Source organism: Pseudomonas sp. JC1203 (assembly GCF_056175065.1).
In genome coordinates this window covers 40788-65238 of sequence record NZ_JBWCAM010000001.1, presented here as the reverse complement: position 1 = coordinate 65238, position 24451 = coordinate 40788, and the positions used below count along the sequence as shown (strand labels likewise).

At 64.2% G+C, this 24451-nt stretch carries 24 protein-coding genes; 13 read left to right on the top strand and 11 right to left on the bottom strand.

Annotated elements, in window-relative coordinates; translation table 11 throughout:
• Positions 1-5: 5 nt before the first annotated feature.
• Positions 6-1535, top strand: coding sequence for a SulP family inorganic anion transporter (locus AC0SZ7_RS00305; RefSeq protein ID WP_475502463.1), 1530 nt, complete (start codon positions 6-8; stop codon positions 1533-1535).
• 113 nt (positions 1536-1648) lie between these two features.
• On the opposite strand, the gene AC0SZ7_RS00300 is transcribed toward AC0SZ7_RS00305, so the two are convergent.
• Positions 1649-2287, bottom strand: coding sequence for a hypothetical protein (locus tag AC0SZ7_RS00300; RefSeq protein ID WP_475502462.1), 639 nt, complete (start codon positions 2285-2287; stop codon positions 1649-1651).
• A 327-nt stretch (positions 2288-2614) separates the two neighbouring features.
• Here AC0SZ7_RS00300 and coxB point away from each other — a divergent pair, with 327 nt between their 5' ends.
• From coxB to AC0SZ7_RS00280, 4 genes are read left to right on the top strand one after another with little or no spacing between them, the layout of a single operon-like run.
• Entirely contained in the window at positions 2615-3742 is a 1128-nt protein-coding gene (gene coxB / locus AC0SZ7_RS00295) for a cytochrome c oxidase subunit II (protein ID WP_475502461.1), read from the top strand.
• Between the two features lie 34 nt (positions 3743-3776).
• The gene (ctaD, locus tag AC0SZ7_RS00290) at positions 3777-5369 is read left to right on the top strand and encodes a cytochrome c oxidase subunit I (RefSeq protein WP_475502460.1); all 1593 of its coding nucleotides are present in this window, start codon (positions 3777-3779) and stop codon (positions 5367-5369) included.
• Positions 5366-5899, top strand: coding sequence for a cytochrome c oxidase assembly protein (locus AC0SZ7_RS00285; protein ID WP_475502459.1), 534 nt, complete (start codon positions 5366-5368; stop codon positions 5897-5899). The genes ctaD and AC0SZ7_RS00285 overlap by 4 nt, the downstream gene beginning before the upstream one ends.
• 33 nt (positions 5900-5932) lie before the next feature.
• Entirely contained in the window at positions 5933-6820 is an 888-nt protein-coding gene (locus AC0SZ7_RS00280; protein ID WP_475502458.1) for a cytochrome c oxidase subunit 3, read from the top strand.
• A gap of 6 nt (positions 6821-6826) precedes the next feature.
• Here AC0SZ7_RS00280 and AC0SZ7_RS00275 read toward each other — a convergent pair whose 3' ends face one another.
• Positions 6827-7030 (bottom strand): twin transmembrane helix small protein, encoded by a 204-nt coding sequence (locus tag AC0SZ7_RS00275; RefSeq protein ID WP_475502457.1) that lies wholly within the window; start codon positions 7028-7030, stop codon positions 6827-6829.
• Between the two features lie 24 nt (positions 7031-7054).
• On the opposite strand from AC0SZ7_RS00275, the gene AC0SZ7_RS00270 reads away from it, so the two are divergent.
• The 5 genes from AC0SZ7_RS00270 to AC0SZ7_RS00250 are packed head-to-tail and all read left to right on the top strand — an operon-like array spanning position 7055 to position 10972.
• Positions 7055-7810 carry an SURF1 family protein gene (locus tag AC0SZ7_RS00270; RefSeq protein ID WP_475502456.1) on the top strand — a complete coding sequence of 252 codons (756 nt, stop codon included), beginning with the start codon at positions 7055-7057 and terminating at the stop codon, positions 7808-7810.
• Positions 7776-8369 carry a hypothetical protein gene (locus AC0SZ7_RS00265; protein ID WP_475502455.1) on the top strand — a complete coding sequence of 198 codons (594 nt, stop codon included), beginning with the start codon at positions 7776-7778 and terminating at the stop codon, positions 8367-8369. The genes AC0SZ7_RS00270 and AC0SZ7_RS00265 overlap by 35 nt, the downstream gene beginning before the upstream one ends.
• Before the next feature lie 9 nt (positions 8370-8378).
• A complete protein-coding gene (locus tag AC0SZ7_RS00260; RefSeq protein ID WP_475502454.1) occupies positions 8379-9428 on the top strand; it encodes a COX15/CtaA family protein in 1050 nt (349 codons plus the stop codon).
• Positions 9429-9446: 18 nt separating this feature from the next.
• Positions 9447-10343, top strand: a complete 897-nt coding sequence (gene cyoE, locus AC0SZ7_RS00255) for a heme o synthase (RefSeq protein WP_475502453.1) — start codon at positions 9447-9449, stop codon at positions 10341-10343.
• The gene (locus tag AC0SZ7_RS00250; protein WP_416421724.1) at positions 10340-10972 is read left to right on the top strand and encodes an SCO family protein; all 633 of its coding nucleotides are present in this window, start codon (positions 10340-10342) and stop codon (positions 10970-10972) included. The genes cyoE and AC0SZ7_RS00250 overlap by 4 nt, the downstream gene beginning before the upstream one ends.
• A gap of 265 nt (positions 10973-11237) precedes the next feature.
• On the opposite strand, the gene AC0SZ7_RS00245 is transcribed toward AC0SZ7_RS00250, so the two are convergent.
• Genes AC0SZ7_RS00245 through AC0SZ7_RS00235 form a run of 3 tightly spaced genes read right to left on the bottom strand, consistent with a single transcriptional unit; the run spans position 11238 to position 13750 of the window.
• Positions 11238-12011 carry a MetQ/NlpA family ABC transporter substrate-binding protein gene (locus tag AC0SZ7_RS00245; protein ID WP_473005005.1) on the bottom strand — a complete coding sequence of 258 codons (774 nt, stop codon included), beginning with the start codon at positions 12009-12011 and terminating at the stop codon, positions 11238-11240.
• A 60-nt stretch (positions 12012-12071) separates the two neighbouring features.
• The gene (locus tag AC0SZ7_RS00240; RefSeq protein ID WP_475502452.1) at positions 12072-12743 is read right to left on the bottom strand and encodes a methionine ABC transporter permease; all 672 of its coding nucleotides are present in this window, start codon (positions 12741-12743) and stop codon (positions 12072-12074) included.
• Positions 12743-13750 (bottom strand): methionine ABC transporter ATP-binding protein, encoded by a 1008-nt coding sequence (locus tag AC0SZ7_RS00235; protein ID WP_475502451.1) that lies wholly within the window; start codon positions 13748-13750, stop codon positions 12743-12745. Before AC0SZ7_RS00235 ends, AC0SZ7_RS00240 begins: the two co-directional genes overlap by 1 nt.
• A 240-nt stretch (positions 13751-13990) precedes the next feature.
• Here AC0SZ7_RS00235 and katE point away from each other — a divergent pair, with 240 nt between their 5' ends.
• Positions 13991-16147, top strand: coding sequence for a catalase HPII (gene katE / locus AC0SZ7_RS00230; RefSeq protein ID WP_475502450.1), 2157 nt, complete (start codon positions 13991-13993; stop codon positions 16145-16147).
• Positions 16148-16250: 103 nt separating this feature from the next.
• Here katE and AC0SZ7_RS00225 read toward each other — a convergent pair whose 3' ends face one another.
• From AC0SZ7_RS00225 to zur, 4 genes are all read right to left on the bottom strand, one after another.
• A complete protein-coding gene (locus AC0SZ7_RS00225) occupies positions 16251-16961 on the bottom strand; it encodes a PA5502 family lipoprotein (RefSeq protein ID WP_475502449.1) in 711 nt (236 codons plus the stop codon).
• A gap of 85 nt (positions 16962-17046) precedes the next feature.
• Positions 17047-17829 (bottom strand): zinc ABC transporter permease subunit ZnuB, encoded by a 783-nt coding sequence (gene znuB, locus AC0SZ7_RS00220; protein ID WP_475502448.1) that lies wholly within the window; start codon positions 17827-17829, stop codon positions 17047-17049.
• Positions 17822-18613 (bottom strand): zinc ABC transporter ATP-binding protein ZnuC, encoded by a 792-nt coding sequence (gene znuC / locus AC0SZ7_RS00215; RefSeq protein WP_475502447.1) that lies wholly within the window; start codon positions 18611-18613, stop codon positions 17822-17824. Before znuC ends, znuB begins: the two co-directional genes overlap by 8 nt.
• Positions 18613-19095, bottom strand: coding sequence for a zinc uptake transcriptional repressor Zur (gene zur / locus AC0SZ7_RS00210; RefSeq protein ID WP_475502446.1), 483 nt, complete (start codon positions 19093-19095; stop codon positions 18613-18615). Before zur ends, znuC begins: the two co-directional genes overlap by 1 nt.
• 66 nt (positions 19096-19161) lie before the next feature.
• On the opposite strand from zur, the gene AC0SZ7_RS00205 reads away from it, so the two are divergent.
• Positions 19162-20085, top strand: coding sequence for a zinc ABC transporter substrate-binding protein (locus AC0SZ7_RS00205; protein WP_475502445.1), 924 nt, complete (start codon positions 19162-19164; stop codon positions 20083-20085).
• Between the two features lie 88 nt (positions 20086-20173).
• Here AC0SZ7_RS00205 and AC0SZ7_RS00200 read toward each other — a convergent pair whose 3' ends face one another.
• A complete protein-coding gene (locus tag AC0SZ7_RS00200; protein WP_475502444.1) occupies positions 20174-21124 on the bottom strand; it encodes a homoserine kinase in 951 nt (316 codons plus the stop codon).
• A 58-nt stretch (positions 21125-21182) separates the two neighbouring features.
• Entirely contained in the window at positions 21183-21473 is a 291-nt protein-coding gene (locus AC0SZ7_RS00195; RefSeq protein ID WP_475502443.1) for a DUF2782 domain-containing protein, read from the bottom strand.
• A gap of 74 nt (positions 21474-21547) precedes the next feature.
• Between AC0SZ7_RS00195 and polA the strand changes: the two genes are divergently transcribed.
• Complete coding sequence (polA, locus tag AC0SZ7_RS00190) at positions 21548-24313, top strand: DNA polymerase I (protein ID WP_475502442.1); 2766 nt, start codon at positions 21548-21550, stop codon at positions 24311-24313.
• Positions 24314-24451: the final 138 nt, after the last annotated feature.

Below are 24451 nucleotides of genomic sequence, written 5' to 3'. Positions count from 1 at the left end.
ACGTCATGAACATGACACAGTTGAAGGCGGTATTGCCGCGAGAGTTGTTGGCGTCGGTGGTGGTGTTCCTGGTGGCGCTGCCACTGTGCATGGGCATCGCCATCGCGTCCGGCATGCCGCCGGCGAAAGGGTTGATCACCGGCATCATCGGTGGTGTGGTGGTGGGCTTCCTGGCGGGCTCGCCCTTGCAGGTCAGCGGCCCTGCTGCAGGCCTGGCGGTGCTGGTGTTCGAGCTGGTGCGCCAGCACGGCATGGCCATGCTGGGGCCGATCCTTTTGCTGGCCGGCTTTCTGCAACTGCTGGCCGGGCGCTTCAAGCTGGGCTGCTGGTTTCGGGTTACAGCGCCGGCGGTGGTGTACGGCATGCTCGCGGGTATCGGCGTATTGATTGTGCTGTCCCAGGTGCACGTGATGCTCGACCGCACGCCGCAGCCGTCCGGCATGCACAACCTGCTGGGCTTCCCGGGCGCGGTGGCCGAAGCGCTGCCGGTCATGGGCGGCGGCCTGGGCTGGCAGGCGGGCCTGCTGGGCTTGGGTACCATCGCCATCATGTTCGCCTGGGAGAAGCTGCGGCCCCAGCGCCTGCGCTTCGTGCCGGGGGCGTTGCTGGGTGTTGGCGTGGCGACGGGTGTCAGCCTGTGGCTGGGCATGGCGGTGAAACGCGTCGAGGTGCCAGCCAATTTGGCGGAAGCCATCGACTGGCTGCGCCCCGCAGACCTGATGAGCCTGGCCGACCCTACCCTGCTGGTCGCCGCTTTCGCCGTGGCCTTCATCGCCAGCGCTGAAACCCTGCTGTCGGCAGCGGCCGTGGACCGCATGCACAACGGCGTGCGTTCCGATTTTGACCGCGAACTGTCGGCCCAGGGGGTAGGCAACATGCTTTGCGGCATCGTAGGGGCGCTGCCGATGACCGGTGTCATTGTGCGCAGCTCGGCCAACGTCCAGGCGGGTGCGCAGACGCGGCTGTCGGCGGTGTTCCATGGCGTGTGGCTGCTGGCGTTCGTGGTGGCGCTGTCCAGCGTGCTGCAAAGCATACCGGTGGCCAGCCTGGCGGGCGTGCTGGTCTACACCGGCTTTAAATTGGTGGACCTCAAGGCGCTGCGCAGCCTGGGCCGTTATGGGCGGATGCCGATGTTCATCTACGGCGCGACCGCCTTGGCGATCATCTTCACCGACCTGCTGACCGGTGTGTTGCTGGGCTTTGCCCTGACCTTGCTGATGCTGGCGCTGAAGGCGGCGCGGTTGAAGATCAACCTGGTGCCGCGCGCTGATGGCGAACTGGAGCTGCGCCTGACCGGCGCCGCCACCTTCCTCAAGGTACCGGCACTGACCCAGGTGCTGGATACCATTCCGGCAGGTAGCGTCGTCCATGTGCCATTGGGCGGGCTGCGCTACATCGACCATTCCTGCCTGGAACTGCTGGAGGACTGGGGGCGGGCGAACCGCGCCAGTGGCTCGCGGTTGATCATCGAAAGCCGCGGGTTGAAGCGCAGGATCGAGGGGCAGATGCGTACCAGTGCTGGCGTCAACGCCTGACGTCACCGCCACGCAATCCTTCGCAACATCTGCGTCGTCTGTATCGCGGCCAAGGCCGGCTCCTACCACGGATGGCGTAGGAGCCGGCCTTGGCCGCGATGAGGGTCAGAAGATCAATTCAGATCCAGTTCCAGCCCGAACTGCCGCGACAGGCACGGCCACTGGCTCCAGGCCTCCCCGGTTTCCTTGGCCGACAGCTTGTCGCGGTACTGTTCCACCGACTCCAGCGCAAAGCTTTCGTCGTTGAGCATGTTGTCCACCGAATGGTGCACCACCTCGTCCAGCTGGTTGGCGAAGGCTTCGCCGATCAGCTGGTGGGCGATCAGGTTGGCTACCGTGGTATCCAGCGGAATCAGCGGCTGCTGGAAGTGCTTGATGTACAGGTCATTCACCTCTTCCACCAGGCGGTGCGCCAGGTAGGCTTCATCCAGCAGGCAATCCAGGCCTTCGTGTCCGTTCAATTCCTTTGGCGGCTGGATGAAGTAGTGTTCGGCGATTTTCAGCACCGGTTTGATCTGCGACTCGATGCCGGCCTTGACCGCGACATCGTTTGCGGCGTCGAGCATGTCAGGGACCTGGTCGATGTAGGCCTTGACGAACCGGGTCAGCACGCCCTGGCGGTCAGCTTCGGGAAGCTGGATAAGGGGGTGCAGGTGAGGAAGCTGTTTTTCCAGTTGCTGGGTCAGATGGCCGGTGTCGGCCTCGTGTTGATGGGCACGTTGGATCTGCTCGCGCAATGCGGCGGTGTTCATGAAGACTCCAGGAAGGAACGGTTTCAAACGGAAGACCTAGGGTAGCTGGGTTCTGACGTCGCCTAAGACGCATTTGTCATAATTATTTAACCTTTATATGGAACGGCTATAACCGCGCGTGGTCACCTGCTAGGAAATTTTCATTTCCGGCCTTTCATTGCGCCCCTAGGGCCGCTGTCTATACTCGCCTTAGTAACGCGTTGCCTGATGCCCGACTGCAAGCGCAGCAAGGCCCCGGCCGTTGAAGTTCGTTGTCTTGACCGCCGCTCCCTTAGCCGTGGGCTTGCAAAGCCTGGGGTAGAACAAGAACGATAAGGGGAACCCGCGATGATGCGACATCCACATGTCTGGATGGGCCTAGCGCTGTGGTCGACATTCACGCCTGCCCACGCTGCCTGGACCACCAACATGGCCCCCGGCGTGACGTACATCAGCAATCAGGTCTTCGACCTGCACATGACCATCTTCTGGATCTGCGTGGTCATCGGCATCGTGGTGTTCGGCGTGATGCTGTGGTCCATGGTCATCCACCGCCGCTCTACCGGCCAGGTCGCCGCCCACTTCCATGAAAGCACCAAAGTGGAAATTCTCTGGACCGTGATACCGCTGGTCATCCTGGTGGTCATGGCGATTCCGGCCACCCGTACCCTCATCCGCATGTACGACGCCAGCGAGCCGGACCTGGATATCCAGATTACCGGTTACCAGTGGAAGTGGCACTACAAGTACCTGGGCCAGGACGTCGAATTCTTCAGCAACCTGGCCACCCCCCAGGAGCAGATCCACAACCAGGCGCCCAAGGACGAGCACTACCTGCTGGAAGTGGACAACCCGCTGGTGCTGCCGGTGGGCAAGAAGATCCGCTTCCTGGTCACCGGCGCCGACGTCATCCATTCCTGGTGGGTGCCGGCGTTCGCGGTGAAGCGCGACGCCATTCCCGGCTTCATCAACGAGGCCTGGACGCGCATCGACAAGCCCGGCATCTACCGCGGCCAGTGCAGCGAGCTGTGCGGCAAGGACCACGGCTTCATGCCCGTCGTGGTGGAAGCCAAGACCCAGGCCGACTTCGACACCTGGATGGGTGAACGCAAGGCCGAGGCCGCCAAGCTGAAAGAGCTCACCAGCAAGGAATGGACCCTGCAGGAACTGGTGGAGCGTGGCGACAAGGTCTACCACACCACCTGCGTGGCCTGCCACCAGGCTGAAGGCCAGGGCCTGCCGCCGATGTTCCCGGCGCTCAAGGGCTCGCCGATTGCCACCGGGCCGAAGGAAGGCCACCTCAACCGGGTGTATTTCGGCAAGGCCGGCACCGCCATGGCCGCCTTCGGCAAGCAGCTCTCGGAAGTGGATATCGCCGCCGTGGTGACCTACGAACGCAACGCCTGGGGCAACAACAAGGGTGACATGGTCACGCCCCAGGACGTGCTGGCATTGAAACAGGCCCAGGCCAAATGAACCGGGCAAGCGTGCTTGCCCAGGGAGACAGGACATGAGTGCAGTGATCGATGATCATGGCCACGCCGGGGCCGACCACGCCCACGGCCCGGCCAAGGGCCTGATGCGCTGGGTGCTGACCACCAACCACAAGGACATTGGCACCCTGTACCTGTGGTTCAGCTTCTGCATGTTCCTGCTGGGTGGCTCGTTCGCCATGGTGATCCGCGCCGAGCTGTTCCAGCCGGGGCTGCAGATCGTGGAGCCGGCGTTCTTCAACCAGATGACCACCATGCACGGCCTGGTGATGGTGTTTGGCGCGGTGATGCCGGCGTTCGTCGGCCTGGCCAACTGGATGATCCCGTTGATGGTGGGCGCGCCGGACATGGCCCTGCCGCGCATGAACAACTTCAGTTTCTGGCTGCTGCCGGCGGCGTTCCTGCTGCTGGTGTCGACCCTGTTTACCCCCGGCGGTGGGCCGAATTTCGGCTGGACCTTCTACGCGCCGCTGTCCACCACCTACGCGCCGGCCAGCGTTACCTTCTTTATCTTCGCCATTCACCTGATGGGTATCAGCTCGATCATGGGCGCCATCAACATCATTGCCACTATCCTCAACCTGCGCGCCCCCGGCATGACCCTGATGAAAATGCCGCTGTTCGTGTGGACCTGGCTGATCACCGCGTTCCTGCTGATAGCAGTGATGCCCGTGCTGGCCGGTTGCGTGACCATGATGCTGATGGACATCCATTTCGGCACCAGCTTCTTCAGTGCCGCTGGTGGCGGCGACCCAGTGCTGTTCCAGCATGTGTTCTGGTTCTTCGGCCACCCCGAGGTGTACATCATGATCCTGCCGGCCTTTGGGGCCGTCAGCTCGATCATTCCGGCGTTCTCGCGCAAGCCGTTGTTCGGCTACACCTCCATGGTCTACGCCACGGCCAGCATTGCCTTCCTGTCGTTCCTGGTGTGGGCGCACCACATGTTCGTGGTGGGTATACCGCTGGTGGGCGAACTGTTCTTCATGTACGCCACCATGCTGATTGCCGTGCCCACCGGGGTGAAGGTGTTCAACTGGGTGAGCACCATGTGGCAGGGCTCGCTGACCTTCGAGACGCCCATGCTGTTTGCCGTGGCCTTCGTGATTCTGTTCACCATCGGCGGCTTTTCCGGGCTGATGCTGGCCATCGCGCCGGCAGACTTCCAGTACCAGGACACCTACTTCGTGGTGGCGCACTTCCACTACGTGCTGGTGCCGGGGGCGATCTTCGGCATTTTTGCCTCGGCGTATTACTGGCTGCCGAAGTGGACCGGGCACATGTATGACGAAACGCTGGGCAAGCTGCACTTCTGGCTGTCGTTCATCGGCATGAACATGGCCTTCTTCCCCATGCACTTCGTCGGGCTGGCGGGCATGCCGCGGCGCGTGCCGGACTACAACCTGCAGTTCGCCAATTTCAACATGGTGTCGTCCATCGGTGCATTCACCTTTGGCGCCACGCAGATCTTCTTCCTGTTCATCGTGATCAAGACCATTCGTGGCGGCCCCCCTGCCCCGGCCAAACCCTGGGACGGTGCCGAAGGCCTGGAGTGGACCGTGCCATCGCCGGCGCCCTACCACACCTTCAGCACGCCGCCGGAGGTGAAATGAACACCCGCCGCCTAGTGCCTCGGCTGTTGCTGGTGGTGGCGCTGATGTTCGCCTTCGGTTTCGCCCTGGTGCCGCTGTACGACGTGATGTGCAAGGCGTTCGGCATCAACGGCAAGACCGCCGGGCAGTACGAGGGCAGCCAGGTGGTGGATGCCACGCGCCAGGTGCGCGTGCAGTTCCTGCCCACCAACAACGCCGACATGGTCTGGGAGTTCTATTCCATGGCGCCGGAGGTGACGGTGCACCCCGGGGCGGTCACGCAGATGCTGTTCGTGGCGCGCAACCCTACCGACCACGCCATGAGTGCCCAGGCGGTGCCCAGCATCGCCCCCGCCGAGGCGGCGGCTTATTTCCACAAGACCGAGTGCTTCTGTTTCACCCAGCAGGTACTGGACCCCGGCGAGCGTATCGAGATGCCGGTGCGGTTCATTGTCGATCGTGACCTGCCCAAGGACATCAAGCACCTGACGCTGGCCTACACGCTCTTCGACATCACCGCCCGGCACCCGCCCATCAAGACCGGCAGTTAACGGCGGGCACCTGCAACAACGGAGAACACGCACATGGCAACCCACGAGCACTATTACGTTCCGGCGCAGAGCAAGTGGCCGATCATTGCCACTGTGGGCCTGTTCACCACGGTGTTCGGGCTGGCCACCTGGTTCAATGACCTGAAGGCGGCGCACCAGCATTCCCACGGGCCGTGGATATTTTTCGTCGGGGCGCTGATTGTCGCCTACATGATGTTCGGCTGGTTTGGCACGGTGATAAAAGAGAGCCGTGCCGGCCTGTACAGCCCACAGCTGGACCGCTCGTTCCGCTGGGGCATGTCGTGGTTCATCTTTTCCGAAGTGATGTTTTTCGTCGCCTTCTTCGGCGCCCTGTTCTACGTGCGCAACATCGCCGGCCCCGCGCTGGGTGGTGAAGGGCCCAAGGGTATCGCCCACATGCTGTGGCCCAATTTTCAATTCACCTGGCCGCTGCTGCACACCCCCGACCCCAAGTTGTTCCCACCGCCCAAGGGGGTGATTGACCCCTGGCACCTGCCACTGATCAACACCGTGCTGCTGGTCAGCTCCAGCGTGACCGTGACCATTGCCCACCATGCGCTGAAGCGCGGGCATCGCGGCCCGCTGAAGCTGTGGCTGGGGGCGACCATTGTGCTGGGGCTGAGCTTCCTGTTCCTGCAGGCCCATGAATATGTAGAGGCTTATGAGGAATTGGGCCTGACCCTGGGTTCGGGTATCTACGGCGCGACCTTCTTCATGCTCACCGGCTTCCACGGCGCCCACGTGACCATGGGCACGTTGATTCTGACGGTGATGCTGATTCGCATCATGCGTGGGCATTTCGATGCCGAGCACCAGTTCGGTTTCGAGGCGGCCAGCTGGTATTGGCACTTCGTGGATGTGGTCTGGGTGGGGCTGTTTATCTTTGTTTATGTGCTGTAGCGGCGGCTACCAGGGCGCCTGGGACGTGAGTTGGCCGCTGTAGAAGCCCCACGCCACCAGGCCGATGGTCAGTGCTGCCAGGGCCACCCGCACGGTCAGCGCCTTGAGCAGGCGGTCGGAGCGGCTTTCGTCCTTCACCAGGAAGAACAGGCCGCTGAACAGGCTGGCCACTGTCGCCAGCAACATCAGCACGATCGCGGCTTTGAGCATGGCGGCACTCCAGGGGGGCAAGCGATGTATTCAAGTATAGCGAGGCGTTTTCGCCCCGGCCTGTGGCCCACCCTGGTAGTGCTGGCACTGTTGCCGGTGCTGGTCAGCCTGGGCTTCTGGCAACTGGGCAGGGCCGAGGAAAAGCGCCAACTGCTGGCGCTGGATGCCCAGCATCGGCAGGCGGAACCGGTCACCAGCACGCAGTTGGCGAGCCTGGATGCCCCGGCCTTTCGCCGGGTGCTGCTGCGTGGCCAGTTCGATGCCGATCACAGCCTGATCCTCGACAATCGCCAGCGGGGTGGCCAGGTCGGCGTGGAACTGCTGCAGCCTTTCCACGACCAGGCCAGCGGCTTGTGGCTGCTGGTCAACCGTGGCTGGCTGCCGTGGCAGGACCGCCGAAGCCCGCCGCATTTCGACACCCCGGCGCCCGTACTGAACCTGGAGGCCTGGGTGTATGTGCCGCCTGGCGCCACCTACCAATTGAGCGCCGACCCCATCAACCAGCGCTGGCCACGGCTGGTGACCGCGCTGGACCCCGGCAAGCTCTGGGCTGAACTGGGGCGCGAAGGCTACGACCATGAGCTGCGGCTGACGCCGGGCCCTGCCGCCTACCAGCTGGGTTGGCCGGTGGTGGCGCTGGGGCCCGAGCAGCACATTGGCTACGCCGTGCAGTGGTTCGCCATGTCGCTGACCCTGGCGGGGCTGTACCTGTACTTCGGCTTCCATAATAAGAAGGAGAAACGCCATGGGCGCGGCCATGAATCCACCCGGGTTGTCTGAGGCGAAGGTAAAGCCCTCGCGCCGAAAGGGGCGCCTGCAGCTGTTGCTGATTTTCATCGTCACCGTCGGCCCCATGGTGTTGGCCACCTTCATGTACAAGCTCGACTTCTGGGTGCCCCAAGGCCGCAGCTATCACGGCGAGCTGATCGCCAACGGTCAGGGCCGCGCCGACCTGGGCGTGCCGGCCGATGAAACACGTTGGCAGTTGCTGGTGACCAGCCCCGGTGAATGCACCGCCGAGTGCCAGCAGCTGGTGTACCTGGCGCGGCAGATCCAGATCGGCCTGGGCCGCGACGCCTCGCGGGCCAGCCACGCCCTGGCCGCGCCGCAGCCGCAAAGCGCCGACTATGAGGCCCTGCTGGCCCGCGACTACCCACGGCTGCAGCGCTACCCGCTGGCGCTGGGCAAGTACACGGCGCTGGTCGGCGACAAGCCTGGCCCGTACCTGTGGATCATCGACCCGCACGGCAACCTGGTGCTGCGCTACGGCGCCCAGGTCAACGGCAAGAACCTGCTCGATGACCTGCGCCAACTGCTGAAGCTGTCCAACATCGGTTAGGAGTCGACCATGGCCCGACCTGGTTTTCGTCTCGCGCTGCTCGCCACCGCCCTGGCCCTGGTGGTGGTGCTGTTGGGCGCCTATACCCGCCTGACCCATGCTGGCCTGGGCTGCCCGGACTGGCCGGGCTGCTACGGCTTCCTCGCCGTGCCCAGCTCCGACGCGCAACTGGCCCACGCCCAGGCGCGCTTCCCCGAACACCCGGTGGAAGCGGAAAAAGGCTGGAGCGAGATGGTGCACCGCTACTGCGCTGGCAGCCTGGCGCTGCTGGTGGGGCTGCTGGCCATCCAGGCCTGGCGCCGGCATGGCAGCGATGGCCAACCTTACCGGCTGCCGTTGCTGTTGCTGGGGGTGATAGTGGCGCAGGCGGCGTTCGGCATGTGGACGGTGACTCTGAAGCTGTGGCCGCAGGTAGTGACATCGCACCTGCTGGGCGGCTTTGCCACCTTGAGCCTGTTATTGCTGCTCAGCCTGCGGCTGTCGGGCGCCTTCGCGCCGCTACCGGCGGTGTCGCCACGGTTGCGGCGCTGGGCGCTGCTGGGCCTGAGCCTGGTCATCGGGCAGATCGCCCTGGGCGGCTGGGTCAGTTCCAACTATGCGGCCATGGCCTGCACCGACTTCCCGTTGTGCCAGGGGCAGTGGCTGCCCGATGCCGATTTCGCCAACGGCTTCCACCTGGCCCAGCACATCGGCCCCAATTACCTGGGGGGCCACTTGGACAGCGAGGCGCGAACCGCCATCCACCTGACCCACCGCGCTGGCGCCTGCGTGCTGAGCCTGGTGCTGCTGGGCCTGGCCTGGCGGCTATGGGTTGAAGGGCTGGTCCGACTGTCGGTTGCGGTGCTGGCGGCCCTGGCGCTGCAAGTGGCGCTGGGCATCAGCAACGTAGTGTTGCACTTGCCCCTGGCCGTGGCAGTGGCCCATAACGCAGGTGGGGCCATACTGTTGATGACGCTGATCTGCGTGAACTACCGCCTGCGTGCGGTACCTGTGCCACGCGCCGTGGCCCAGCGCCGACCCTGGCGCCCGCACCTGCCGGTGATCTGGCCGGGTAAATGACATTCGAGGAGAAGCCAAATGAGTACGGCAACGGGCGAACACGCCCAGGCCGGCTGGCGTGACTACCTGGAGCTGACCAAGCCGCGGGTGGTGGTGCTGATGCTGATGACGTCGCTGGTCGGCATGTTCCTGGCCACGCGCAGCGGGGTGCCATGGACGGTGCTGATCTTCGGCAACCTGGGTATTGCCCTGTGTGCCGGCGGCGCGGCGGTGATCAACCACGTGGTGGACCGGCGCATCGACGCCCTCATGGCCCGCACCTACAAGCGCCCGGTGGCCGAGGGGCGCTTGGGGCCCACGGCAGCGCTGGCGTTCGCCGGCGTGCTGGCGCTGGGCGGCATGATTCTGCTGCTGGTGTTCACCAACCCCTTGTGCGCCTGGCTGACCCTGGCTTCGCTGCTGGGTTACGCGGTGATCTACACCGGCTTCCTCAAGCGCGCCACGCCGCAGAACATCGTCATCGGCGGCCTGGCCGGCGCTGCCCCGCCCATGCTCGGCTGGGTAGCCGTCACCGGGCACATGAGCGCCGAACCGCTGCTGCTGGTGCTGATCATCTTCGCCTGGACCCCGCCGCACTTCTGGGCCCTGGCCATCCACCGGCGCGATGAGTACGCGCGGGCCGAAATCCCCATGCTGCCGGTGACCCACGGGGTGTACTACACCAAGGTGCATATCCTGCTGTACACCGGGCTGATGCTGGTGGCCACCTTGCTGCCCTACGTGATCCGCATGAGCGGCCTGCTCTACCTGCTGTGCGCCCTGGGCCTGGGGGCGCGCTTCCTGCAATGGGCGGTGGTGTTGTACCGTGGCAGCAATCCGCACGCGGCGATGAGCCTGTTCAAGTACTCCATCTGGTACCTGTTGCTGCTGTTCATCGCCCTGCTCGTCGACCACTACCTGTTGCTGAGCCTATGACCCGAGTCCAGAAAACCGTCTTCATCCTTGCCGCCATCGTCGCGGTCATCATCGGCCTCACCGTGCACCGGGTGCTGCAGGACAACCGCGAAGGTGCCAACACCGGCTTCATCGACGCGGGCATCATCCTGCTGCCCGAGCACCGCAGCGTGCCGTCGGTGACCATGACCGACCAGGACGGCCAGCCCGTGGCGCTGGACAACCTCAAGGGCAAATGGAGCGTGCTGTTCTTCGGCTACACCTTCTGCCCGGACATTTGCCCCACCACCCTGGCGCAGCTACGCCAGGTGAAAAGCGAACTGCCGCCGGCCGTGGCGGCGCGCCTGCAGGTGATTCTGGTGAGCGTCGACCCCAACCGCGACACGCCGCAGCAGCTCAAGCAGTACCTGGGCTATTTCGACAAGGACTTTCGGGGCTTCACCGGCGATGGCAGCGGCCTGCAAAAACTGGCCAACGGCTTGAGCATCCCCTACATACCGGCAGACACCAGCAAGCCCAACTACACCGTGGAGCACAGCGGCAACCTGGCGTTGCTGGGTCCAGATGGTACGCAGCGGGGCTTTATTCGCGCGCCGTTGAACGGGCAGAAGCTGGCGGCGCAATTGCCGGCGCTGGTGCAGCGCGATTGAATACTTAGCGCCTGTGACGCGGCCTGCGGCCGCTGCTACAACACATTTCCCGTAGCAGCTGCCGCCAGGCTGCGTCCGGCCGTTGCGCGGTGTTCCCAGGAATACGCGGCGCCTGCGGACGCGGCCTGCGGCCGCTGCTACATCTTGTGGGGGCGGGCTGGCCAGCGAGCTGTGGGGCCCATAAACGCTCGCTGGCAAGCCAGCTCCCACAAAGACAGTTGCTGCTACGTGGCGGCGTCAGGGATGACGCCGCGCGGGGAGAGGCTTAGAACGCAGGCTGTACCGCGCCTTTGTACTTGTCGAGGATGAACGCTTTCAGCTCAGGGCTGTGCAGCGCTGCCGCCAGCTTCTGCATGGCCGGCGAATCCTTGTTGTCCGGGCGGGCGACGAGGATGTTCACGTAAGGCGAGTCGTTGCCTTCGATGGCCAGGGCGTCCTTGGACGGGTCCAGCTTGGCTTCCAGGGCGTAGTTGGTGTTGATCAGCGCCAGGTCGACCTGGGTCAGCACGCGCGGCAGGGTGGCGGCTTCCAGTTCGCGGATTTTCAGGTCCTTGCTGTTCTCGACGATGTCCTTGGGTGTGGACAGGATGTCAGTCGGGTTTTTCAGCTTGATCAGGCCCACTTTCTGCAGCAGCAACAGCGCACGGCCGCCGTTGGTGGCGTCGTTAGGGATGACCACGTTGGCGCCGCCCGGCAGGTCGGCCAGTTTCTTCCATTTGCTGGAGTAGGCGCCCAGTGGCTCCAGGTGCACGCCGGTGACGGCCACAAGGTTGGTGCCCTTGCCCTTGTTGAACTCATCCAGGTACGGCTGGTGCTGGAAGAAGTTGGCGTCCAGGCGCTTTTCGGCGACCTGCACGTTGGGCTGGATGTAGTCGGTGAACACTTTCACGTTCAGGTCCACGCCTTCCTTGGCCAGCTGCGGCTTCACGAATTCGAGGATTTCGGCGTGAGGTACCGCGGTAGCGGCCACGTTCAGGGTGTCATTGGCGTGGGCCGACAGTGCGGCCACGGCGGCAAAGGCCGCCAGCAGTTTTTTCATTTTTCAGCTCCTTGCGAAGGCCTGGGCCCTCGGCGCCGCGGCAGGGCCGCGGCACATCATTCATTTACGGGAGAAGTGCACCACCAGCTTGTCGCCGATGGTCTGCAGTACCTGGACCAGCACTACCAGAATGACAACAGTGACAATCATCACGTCAGTCTGGAAACGCTGGTACCCGAAGCGGATGGCCAGGTCGCCCAGGCCGCCGGCACCAACCACGCCGGCCATGGCAGTGTAGGAAACCAGTGTAATCGCTGTAACGGTAGTTGCCGCGATGATGCCTGGCAGGGCCTCTGGCAGCAGCGCGTTCATGATGATCTGGCGCGGGGTGGCGCCCATGGACTGGGTGGCCTCGATAATGCCGCGGTCCACCTCACGCAGGGCGGTTTCCACCAGGCGCGCGAAGAACGGCGTGGTGCCGATGACCAGCGGTGGAATCGCCCCGGCCACACCCAGCGAGGTGCCGGTGATCAGCACAGTGACGGGAATCAGCACGATCAGCAGGATGATGAACGGCAGCGAACGCAGCACGTTCACGCATAACGCCAGCAGCGCGTAGATACCCTTGTTCTCGAACAGCTGGCGCGGGCCGCAGATGAACAGCAGCACGCCCAGCGGCAGGCCCAGCAGCACGGTGAACAGCAGCGAGGCGCCGAGCATGATCATGGTGTCGTTGCTGGCTTCGAGAATCTCGGACCAGTCGACGTTGGCGAAGTAGTTGAGGAAGTCCATTAGCGCAGCACCTCCATATGAACGTCTGCAGAGGTGAAGCGGGCGAAGGCAGCGTCCATGTCGCCACCCGTGATAGCCAGGGTCAGCTGGCCGTAGGGCGTGTCTTTGATGCGGTCGATGCGGCCGGCGAGGATGCTGTAGTCCACGCCCGTCTCACGGGCCACGGTGCCCAGCAGCGGCGCGTAGGTGGATTCGCCCTGGAAGGTCAGGCGCACGATGCGGCCCGGCACATGGGCGAAGGTATCGCGTTGTTCGTTTTCGTCGATCTGCTCGTCTTCCTGCACGAAGCGCTTGGTGGTCGGGTGCTGCGGGTGCAGGAACACCTTGGCCACCGGGCCCTGCTCGACGATGACGCCGGCGTCCATCACGGCCACCTGGTCGCAGACGCGGCGGATCACGTCCATCTCGTGGGTGATCAGCACGATGGTCAGCTTCAGCTCGCGGTTGATCTCGGCCAGCAGTTGCAGCACCGACGCCGTGGTCTGCGGGTCGAGGGCACTGGTGGCCTCGTCGCACAGCAGCACCTTGGGGTTGGTGGACAGCGCGCGGGCAATGCCCACGCGCTGCTTCTGGCCGCCGGACAGTTGCGCCGGGTACTTCCTGGCGTGGTCGGACAGGCCGACGCGCTCCAGCAGCGCGGCCACGCGCTTGTTGATCTCGGCGGCCGGCAGCTCGCCCGCCAGGCGCAGCGGCAACGCCACGTTGTCGGCGACGGTCTTGGAGGCCAGCAGGTTGAAGTGCTGGAAGATCATCCCGACCTGCTGGCGGAAGCGGCGCAGGCTGTTGGCATCGAACGCGGTGACGTCTTCACCGTCGACGATGATACGGCCACCGCTTGGCGCCTCCAGGCGGTTGATCAGGCGCAGCAGCGTGCTTTTGCCGGCACCGGAATGGCCGATCAGGCCGAACACCTGCCCGTTCTCGACGCTCAGGTTGGTCGGGTGCAGGGCGGGGATTTCCCTACCGTTGACGCGGTAGGTCTTGTGGACATTTTGAAACTCGATCACGTAGCGAACCTTGTGGGGCGCATGGAATGGGGACAGCGTTTTCGCCGGTCGCGCATTTTAGCCTGTCCGTTTAGAGAGACTTAGCATTTATTTCCTGAACATCCTTTCATTTGGCGATAAGACGATGGAAGGCAGGCGAAATAAAAGGAACGGCGGCAAAACCGGCCAGTCACTAACTAGGTCATCCCTGCCCGTGACAGGGTTTTTCGCCAAATGGATCGCCCGGCAAGGGCGGCGCCGATGAGGAGTTTAGGACAGATGAAAAAGAACCCACCCCGTTCCGGCAAAAGCGAGGCCGCTGGTACCGACACTCCGGACCGCGCCAACACCAATGCCAAGCTCGACAGCCTTGAAACCTTCCGCTCCGATGCCACCGGGCAGGCCCTGCGTACCAACCAGGGGGTGAAGGTCAGCGACAACCAGAACACCTTGAAAGCCGGCGCGCGCGGCCCGTCGCTGCTGGAAGACTTCATCATGCGCGAGAAAATCACGCATTTTGACCATGAACGTATTCCCGAGCGCATCGTCCACGCCCGCGGCACCGGCGCCCACGGCTTTTTCCAGAGTTACGGCAACCATGCCGAGCTGACCAAAGCCGGTTTCCTGCAGGACCCGGCGAAAATCACCCCGGTGTTCGTGCGCTTTTCCACCGTGCAGGGCCCCCGTGGTTCGGGTGACACGGTGCGCGACGTACGCGGTTTTGCCGTGAAGTTCTATACCGATGAAGGGAATTTCGATCTGGTTGGCAACAACATGCCAGTGTTCTTCATTCAGGACGCCATCAAGTTTCCCGATTTCGTGCACGCGGTGAAGCCCGAGCCACACAACGAGATCCCCACCGGCGGTTCGGCCCACGACACTTTCTGGGATTTCGTCTCGCTGGTGCCGGAGTCGGCGCACATGGTGATCTGGACCATGTCCGACCGCGCCATTCCGAAAAGCCTGCGCACCATGGAAGGCTTCGGCATTCATACCTTCCGGCTGATCAATGCCGAGGGCACGGCCAGCTTCGTCAAATTCCACTGGAAGCCCAAGGCGGGCGTGTGTTCGCTGGTGTGGGACGAGGCGCAGAAGCTGGCGGGCAAGGACACCGATTTCCACCGCCGTGACCTGTGGGAAGCCATCGAGATGGGCGACTACCCCGAGTGGGAATTCGGCGTGCAGATCGTGCCCGAGGAGGACGAGCACAAGTTCGACTTCGACCTGCTCGACCCCACCAAGATCATCCCCGAAGAGCTGGTGCCGGTGACGCCGCTGGGCAAGATGGTGCTCAACCGTAACCCCGACAACTACTTCGCCGAGACCGAGCAGGTGGCGTTCTGCCCTGGCCATATCGTGCCCGGCATCGACTTCTCCAACGATCCGCTGCTGCAGGGCCGACTGTTTTCCTACACCGACACGCAGATCAGCCGCCTGGGCGGGCCGAACTTCCACGAAATCCCGATCAACCGCCCAGTGGCACCGAACCACAGCAGCCAGCGTGATGCGCAGCACCGGGTGACCATTGACAAGGGCCGCGCCTCCTACGAGCCGAACTCCATTGACGGCGGCTGGCCGCGGGAAACCCCGCCGGCGGCCCAGGACGGCGGCTTCGAGAGCTACCCCGAGCGTATCGAGGCCCATAAGGTGCGCCAGCGCAGCGAGTCGTTCGCCGACCACTTTTCCCAGGCGCGGCTGTTCTTCCATAGCCTGGGCAAGCCGGAGCAGGAACACGTGATCGCCGCCTACAGCTTCGAGTTGGGCAAGGTGGAGCGCGAATACATCCGCGCCCGGGAGGTGAACGAGATTCTCGCCAATATCGACCTCGACCTGGCCGCCCGCGTGGCCGCCAACCTTGGCCTGCCGGCGCCCAAGGCCGGCACTGTGCAGGTGCCGGAGCCGTCGCTGAAGGTGTCGCCGGCGCTCAGCCAGTTGAACCTGCTGTCGGGCGATATCAAGGGCCGCAAGGTAGCGGTGCTGGTGGCCAATGGCGTGGATGGCGCGCAAGTGGCGGCGGTGAAGAAAGCGCTGGAAGCCGAAGGCGCCCACGCCAAGGTACTGGGCCCGACCTCGGCGCCGGTGAAGACTGCCGATGGCCAGGCGTTGCCGGTGGATGCTTCAGCCGAAGGCCTGCCTTCGGTGGCGTTCGATGCAGTATGGGTGCCGGGTGGCAAGGCGTCGGTGCAGGCGCTTGGTGGTGATGGCGTGGCCCTGCATTTCCTGCTCGAAGCCTACAAGCACCTGAAGGCGATTGGCGTGAACAGCGAGGCCAAGGCGATTATCGATGCGCTGAAGCTGGATGAGGATGCCGGGTTGCTGGTGGGGGATGACGCCAAGGCGCACAAGGCGTTCATTGCTGCCATTGCCAAGCACCGGGTCTGGGACCGCGAGCCAAAAGCCAAGGCAGTTCCTGCTTGACCCTGTAGCAGCTGCAATAATGTGGGAGCTGGCTTGCCAGCGAGCTGTTGAGGCCTGAAGCTCGCTGGCAAGCCAGCTCCCACAAATTATTTGCGGCTACGGGTTATTTTCTAGGCGTGAGGACCATCTGCGCCGGCTGGTTGCGCACTACCTTGTGGTCCAGCTTCCACTCAAGGTTCGGCGCCAGCCGGGTCACGCGCTTCTTGATCAGCGTCTGCAACCACGGCCAGTCCTGGGTGCGTGGTACTACCACCAACACGTCACACTGGTAATTCACCACGTCAGCGGCAATGTCATCCAGCTGGCGCTGCAGGGCACGGCTTTCGGTGATGTTCAGCGCCACCGGCGTGCTTTGCGCGGTGGGGTCGATGACCTTCGCCGCAGGCTTGGCTTCGGCTGCCTCCAGGGCGGCCTCGGCTTTCTCGAGCTCTGCCTTGCGCGCCTGGCGGATCGGGCCATTGGCGCCGCCCGTCAGCGCCGGTGCCTTGGGCATCAGCGCGCGGGCGCGGGCCAGGGCGGTGGCGGCGGCATTGACGTCACCCTTCTGCAGCACGATCTGGCTGCGCTGCAGGTAGGCCTCGGCCAGCTGGCGCTGGTAAGGCTCCAGGCGCGGGTCGTCCGGGCTCTGCTTTTGCAGCGCGCCCAACTGGTCCTCGGCGGTGGCCAGTTCGCCACCGTCGATGTTCTGTTGCAGCTGCAAAAACGCATCTGTCGCTGGCGCGGGGGCGGCAGCGTCTGGCGTGTGGCTCTGGCAAGCGCCCAACATGAGCGAAAATGCGGCAAGGAGCAGATAACGGGAGGCGAACGGCTTCATTCCTGCGACTCTCTATTTGCGCAAAAAGCGGCCAAGTCTACACCCTGTCTCAAGACACGAAAACCTGTGAAATCCCACAGAGGCGTCAACGACGGGGCAATGCGAAGCTCAATAGGAACAGTGTAGCGGCGCAAACGACGATGGACGGACCGGCCGGCGTGTCCTTGAACCACGACATGGCGAGCCCCCCGCACACTGCGATGACCCCCAGGATACTGGCGCCCAGGGCCATCTGTTCCGGCGAACGGGCGTGGCGCTGTGCCGCAGCAGCCGGGATGATCAGCAGCGAGGTAATCAGCAGTACGCCGACGATTTTCATCGCCACGGCAATGACGATGGCAATCAGCAGCATCAGTGTCATGCGCAGGCCGGCCACCGGCAGGCCTTCTACCCTGGCCAGTTCCTCGTGCACGGTAACCGCCAGCAGCGGCCGCCACAGCGCCAGCACCAGCACCATGACCGCGGCGCTGCCGCCCAGTATCCAGGCAAGGTCGGTGGGGCTGATGGCCAGCAGGTCACCGAACAGGTAGCTCATCAGGTCGATGCGCACATCGTGCATGAAGCTCAGCACCACCAGGCCCAGGGACAGGGTGCTGGGCGCCAGGATGCCCAGCAGGGTGTCGGACGCCAGCGGCTGGCGTTGCTGCAGGGTCACCAGCAGGATCGCCAGCAGCAGGCAGCCTACGGTTACCGCCAGCGCCGGGCTGACGTCCAGCAGGAAGCCCATGGCCACGCCCAGCAGGGCGGCATGAGACAGCGTGTCGCCAAAATAGGCCATGCGCCGCCACACCACGAAGGAGCCCAGGGGGCCGGCGACTACCGCCAGGGACAGGCCGGCCAGCAAGGCGTAAAGCAGAAAATCAGCCATGCTTGCAGCCGTCTCCATGTACGTGAGGGGTATGTGCCGCGTCGCCTTCGCCAGCCACCACTTCGCCGTGCAAGTCGTGGGCGTGGTCGTGATGGTGGTGGTACACCGCAAGGCTTGGCGCGTGGTCGCCGAACAGTTCGACGAATGCCGGGTCGCCGCTGACCTGCTCGGGGTGGCCGGAACAGCACACGTGGCGGTTCAGGCACACCACCTGGTCGGTAGTGCTCATCACCAGGTGCAGGTCGTGGGACACCATCAGTACGCCGCAGCCATGGCGGTCGCGCAGGCGGGTGATCAGGCTGTAGAGCTCGGCCTGGCCGGCCACGTCGACACCCTGCACCGGCTCGTCCAGCACCAGCAGCTCGGGCTCGCGCAGCAAGGCGCGGGCCAGCAGCACGCGCTGCATCTCGCCGCCGGAAATGTTCTGCACCGGGCTGTCGATGACCTGCTCGGCGCCCACTTCGGCCAGCGCCGCCAGCGCGCGCTTGCGGTCAACGCCCGGCACCAGGCGCAGAAAACGCAGCACTGACAGTGGCAGCGTCGGGTCGACGTGCAGTTTTTGCGGCATATAGCCGATGCGCAGCTTGGGCTTGCGCCACACCAGGCCGCTGTCGGGCTTGAGCAGGCCGAGCACGGCGCGTACCAGGGTGGTCTTGCCGGCGCCATTGGGGCCGATCAGGGTGACGATTTCGCCGCTGCGCACGCTCAGCTGGATGTTATCCAGCACGTTCTGCCCAGCAAACGTGACCGCCACCTGTTCCAGGCGGATCAGTGCGTCGCTCATCAGGCGGCCTGGCAGGCCGAGCAGAGGCCGACCACTTCCACCGTCTGGCCTTCTACCTTGAAGCCCACGTCGGCGGCGCTCTTGATGATGGCCTGGCTGATGGCGGGCTGTTCCAGCTCCAGCGCCACGTGGCACTCGCGGCAGATCAGGAACTGGCCCTGGTGCGCGTGCTCTGGGTGGTTGCAGCCGATAAAGGCGTTGAGCGAAGCGATGCGGTGCACCAGGCCGTTTTCCAAAAGGAAATCCAGCGCCCGGTAAACAGTAGGCGGCGCCGCGCGGCGGCCGTCCTGTTCGCTCAGCACGGCGAGGATATCGTAGGCGCCCAGCGGCTTGTGGCTCTGCCACACCAGCTCCAGCACGCGGCGGCGCAGGGCCGTCAGGCGCAGGCCCATGCGTGCGCACAGGGCATCGGCTTCCGACAGGGCGCTATGTACGCAGTGGGAGTGGTCGTGAGGGCGGTTGGCCAGCGGAGTATTGGGCATGAGCGGCGACGATATCAGCAAGAGACGTTATTATATTACCTGTTCTCGCCCAGTTGAGTGGTCATTGTGTCCCGCATTTTTACTCTTTTTGTCGGTTTCTGCCTTGCTGCTGTCGTGACCGTGCCCGCCCAGGCCGAGGTTCGCGTGCTTACCAGCATCAAGCCCTTGCAGCTGATTGCCGCCGCCGTGCAGGACGGCCTGGGCACGCCTGAAGTGCTGTTGCCGCCGGGCGCCTCGCCGCACCACTACGCCCTGCGCCCCTCTGACGTGCGCCGGGTGGCCGACGCCGACCTGCTGTACTGGATCGGCCCGGACATGGAAGGTTTCCTCCCGCGTGTGGTGGCTACCCGCAGCAAGCCTACCGTGACCATCCAGGACATGGCCGGCCTGAAACTGCGCCACTTCACCGCCGACAGCCAGTCGCACGAAGAAGCCGACCCGGACGAGCACGACCACGACCACCGTCCCGGCAGCCTGGACTCGCATCTGTGGCTGTCGACCTTCAATGCCCGGGTGATTGCCGCGCGCATGGCCGCCGACCTGAGCAAGGCCGACCCGGCCAATGCTGCGCGCTACACCGGCAACCTCAAGGCTTTCGACGGCCGCCTGGACGCGCTGGATGGCCGCCTGAAGTCGCGCCTGGCTGGCGTGGCTGGCAAGCCGTTCTTCGTCTTCCACGAGGGCTTTGACTACTTCGAGGATGAGTTCGGGGTCAAGCACACCGGCGTGTTCAGCGTGGCCGCCGAAGTGCAGCCGGGTGCCCAGCACGTCGCTGCCATGCGCGCGCGGTTGCAGGAAGTGGGCAAGTCGTGTGTGTTCAGCGAGCCGCCTGCGCGGCCGCGCCTGGCCGAAACGCTGACGGCAGGATTGCCGGTGCGCCTGGCTGAACTGGATGGCCTGGGTGGCTTTGCCGAGGCGTCGCCGCAGGGCTATGAGCAGTTGATGGAGAAGCTGGGCAACGATTTGGCGGGTTGCCTGGAGCAGCTCTGAGCAGCTCTGAGTGTGTGGGAGCTGGCTTGCCAGCGAGCTTTTGAGGCCCTGAAAAGCTCGCTGGCAAGCCAGCTCCCACACGGTTGGGTTACAACGCGAACGGCAGCGCCACGCTGACCTTCTGGCGCAACGCCAGGCGGTGTTCGAACTCTGCCGGGTCATGAATCAACACATCCATGCCCGCGAACGCCTGCGCCGCCACCAGGCGCGACAGCCAGAAGCGCACGCATGCCACGCGTAGCATCACCGGCCACAACTCGGCCTCTGCCGCGGTGAACGGCCGCAGCGCTGCATAAGCACCCAGCATCGCCCGCGCCCGCGGCGCGTCCAGCGCACCGGCGGCGTCCGAGCACCAGTCGTTCAGGCTGATGGCCAGGTCGTACAGCATTGGCCCGGAGCAGGCGTTGTAGAAGTCGATCACGCCCGTGAGGTGGGTGCCTTCGAACATGGCATTGTCGCGGAACAGGTCGGCGTGCAGGTTCGCGCGCGGCAAGGCCAGGATCTGCGCCTTGTGCGCCTTGATCTCTTCCAGCGCGCTGCGCAGCAGCGCTGCGGCTTCGCTGCCCAGTTGGCCGATCTGGCGCTCGCCCTCTTCCAGCATCCAGTCCAGGCCGCGGTCGGTCTTGCGCTCCAGCACGTGGTCACGGGTGGCCAGGTGGATGTGGCTGATCAGTTCGCCCATCTGCACGCAGTGCTGGCTGTTCGGCTCCTTGATGTGCTTGCCCGGCAGGCGCGGTTGCAGCAGCGCCGGCTTGCCGGCCAGCTCGCGCAGGGCCACGCCGTCAGTGGTGCGCAGCGCGTACGGCACTGGCAGGTCGGCCTCGTGCAGCACGTCCAGCAGTTCCACGAAGTACGGCAGGTCCTGCACCGGGCCGCGTTCCACCAGGGTCAGGACATACTCGCCCTGTTCCAGGCTGATGAAGAAATTGCTGTTCTCGGTACCGGCGGCAATCCCCTGGAAATCACGCAGACGGCCCAGGCCGTAAGGTGCGAGAAAGGTTTCAAGCTCAGGCCGCGACAGGGGTGTAAACACTGACATGAAAAGTTTGCCCATACTGGCACCCCCGTCGGGGTGCCCGGTTGAAGTTAAGGTTGAGTCATTTCCATTCGAAGATCTTCCATGCCGGAATCAGCATGTCCGGCTGGTCGGACCGGATGTAGTTGGCATCGGTACCGTCAGCGCGAACCAGAAAGTACGGCTTGCCGTGTTTCGGGGTGACCTTGATCGCATACAGGAAGCCATTCTGCCGGTATTCCTGGACTGTTTTGTCGCCTTCCTGGCGAATGGTGACATCCGGATCGGCGGTGACCGCTTCGTCCGCGGCCATCACGGCCATCGGACAGGCAATCAACACACCGGCCAGCAACAAGCGTTTAGCGGTTCGCATGATAACCTTGTCCCTTTGTCGTCAATGTTCCGGACATTCTAGCGCCGGACCCGCCGAAAAGGTTGATTCTGCTCATGAGCAAAGCTCCCCTCGTCCTGGTGGACGGTTCTTCCTACCTGTATCGGGCGTTCCACGCGCTGCCACCGCTGACCACCTCGAAGGGCATGCCGACGGGCGCGGTCAAGGGTGTGCTGAACATGCTCAAGAGCCTGCGCAAGCAGTACCCGGATAGCCCGTTCGCCGTTGTTTTCGACGCCAAAGGGGGCACGTTCCGCGATGAAATGTTCGCCGACTACAAGGCCAACCGCCCCAGCATGCCCGACGATTTGCGTGTGCAGGTAGAGCCGCTGCACGCCAGCGTGCGCGCCCTGGGCTACCCGCTGCTGTGCGTGGACAACGTTGAGGCCGACGATGTAATCGGCACCCTGGCCCGCAGCAGCGCCGCCGCTGATCGCCCGGTCATTATTTCTACCGGTGACAAGGACATGGCCCAGTTGGTAGACGGCCACGTGACCCTGGTCAACACCATGACCGGCAGCGTCATGGACATCGAAGGCGTAAAGGAAAAATTCGGCGTTGGCCCGGAGCACATCATCGACTATCTGGCGTTGATGGGCGACAAAGTTGACAACATCCCCGGCGTTCCCGGCGTGGGCGAAAAAACTGCCGTGGGCCTGCTTGTGGGTATCGGTGGCGGCCTGAAAGAACTGTACGAGAACCTCGACAAGGTGCCTGCCCTGCCGATTCGCGGCGCAAAGAACCTGCCGGCCAAGCTGGAAGAGCACAAGGACATGGCGTTCCTGTCCTACCAGCTGGCAACCATCAAGATCGACGTCGAACTGGACGTGGAAGTGGAGGCCCTGGTGTGTGGCGAGCCGGACCGCGAGGCGCTGGTAGAGCTGTACACCGAGCTGGAATTCAAGAGCTGGATCGATGAAGTGCAGCGTGACGCCAAGCGCGCCGGCCAGGCAGTGGTGGCCGAGGTAGCCCCGGTGGCTGCCGTGGAAAACCGCTACGACACCATTCTCGACCAAGCAACGTTCGACCTGTGGCTGGAGAAACTGAACAAGGCCGAGCTGTTCGCCTTCGACACCGAGACCACCGGCCTCGACGCCCAGAAGGCGCAGTTGGTAGGCCTGTCGTTCGCCGTGCAGCCACACGAGGCGGCCTACATCCCGCTGACCCATTCCTACATGGGCGCCCCCGAGCAGCTGGACCGTGACACCGTGCTGCGTGCGCTCAAGCCGTTGCTGGAAGACCCGGCCAAGGCCAAGGTCGGCCAGAACGCCAAATACGACATGAACATCCTGGCCAACTGCGCCATCGGCGGCGATCCGGCCCAGGGCATCAGCGTGCAGGGCGTGAAATTCGACACCATGCTCGAATCCTACGTGCTGGATTCCACGGCCACCCGCCACGACATGGACAGCCTGGCAGCCAAGTACCTTGGCCATACCACCATTACCTTCGAGCAGATCGCCGGCAAGGGCGCCAAGCAGCTGACCTTCGACCAGATCCCGCTGGAACAGGCCGGCCCCTATGCGGCGGAAGACGCCGACGTGACCCTGCGCCTGCACCAGCTGTTCCAGGCCAAGCTTGCCGCTGCGCCAAGCCTGATCAACGTGGTGGATAACATCGAGATGCCGCTGGTGCCGGTGCTGGCCAAGATCGAGCGCCAGGGTGCGCTGGTCGATGCCGCATTGCTGGGCGTGCAGAGCGGCGAGCTGGGGGAAAAACTGGCGGAGCTGGAGCGCCAGGCGTTCGAGATCGCCGGTGAGGAATTCAACCTGGGTTCGCCGAAACAGCTGGGTGTGATTCTCTACGACAAGCTGGGCATGCCAGTGCTCAACAAGACCGCCAAGGGCCAGGCTTCCACCGCCGAAGCGGTACTGGCGGAGCTGGCCGAGCAGGACTTCCCGCTGCCCAAGGTGCTGATGCAGTACCGCTCCCTGAGCAAGCTGAAAAGCACCTACACCGACCGCCTGCCCGAGCAGATCAACCCGCGCACCGGGCGCATTCATACCTCCTACCACCAGGCGGTGGCAGCTACCGGCCGCCTGTCGTCCAGCGACCCGAACCTGCAGAACATCCCTATCCGCACCGCCGAAGGCCGGCGCATTCGCCAGGCCTTCGTGGCGCCGGCGGGCTACAAGCTGCTGGCAGCGGACTACTCGCAGATCGAGTTGCGCATCATGGCCCACCTGGCCAAGGACGAAGGCCTGCTGCATGCCTTCCAGAACAACCTCGACGTGCACCGTGCCACCGCGGCGGAAGTGTTCGGCGTGGCGCTGGACCAGGTCACCATCGACCAGCGCCGCAGCGCCAAGGCCATCAACTTCGGCCTGATCTACGGCATGAGCGCCTTTGGCCTGGCCAAGCAGATTGGCGTCGACAACAAGCAGGCCAAGGAATACATCGACCGTTATTTCACCCGCTACCCCGGCGTGCTGGCGTACATGGAGCGCACGCGCGCCCAGGCCGCCGAGCAAGGCTACGTCGAGACCCTGTTTGGCCGCCGCCTGTACTTGGCCGACATCAACGCCAAGAACCCGGCCCTGCGCAAGGGGGCCGAGCGCACGGCCATCAACGCGCCGATGCAGGGCACTGCGGCGGACATCATCAAGCGCGCCATGGTGGCGGTGGATGGCTGGCTGGGCGAGTCGGGCCTGGATGCCCGGGTGATTTTGCAGGTACACGACGAACTGGTGCTGGAAGTGCGCGAAGACCTGGTGGACCAGGTCAGCGAGCAGATCCGCCCGCACATGAGCGGCGCCGCCGAACTGGACGTGCCGTTGCTGGTGGAAGTGGGCGTGGGCAACAACTGGGACGAGGCGCACTGATAGCGGCGCGTTCGGACGCTGCCTTCGGCCGCTGCTCAGCAACTATCTTTGTGGGAGCTGGCTTGCCCGCGAGTTTTTAGGGCCTCAACAGCGCGCTGGCAAGCCAGCTCCCACAACAACGTAGCAGCGGCCGAAGGC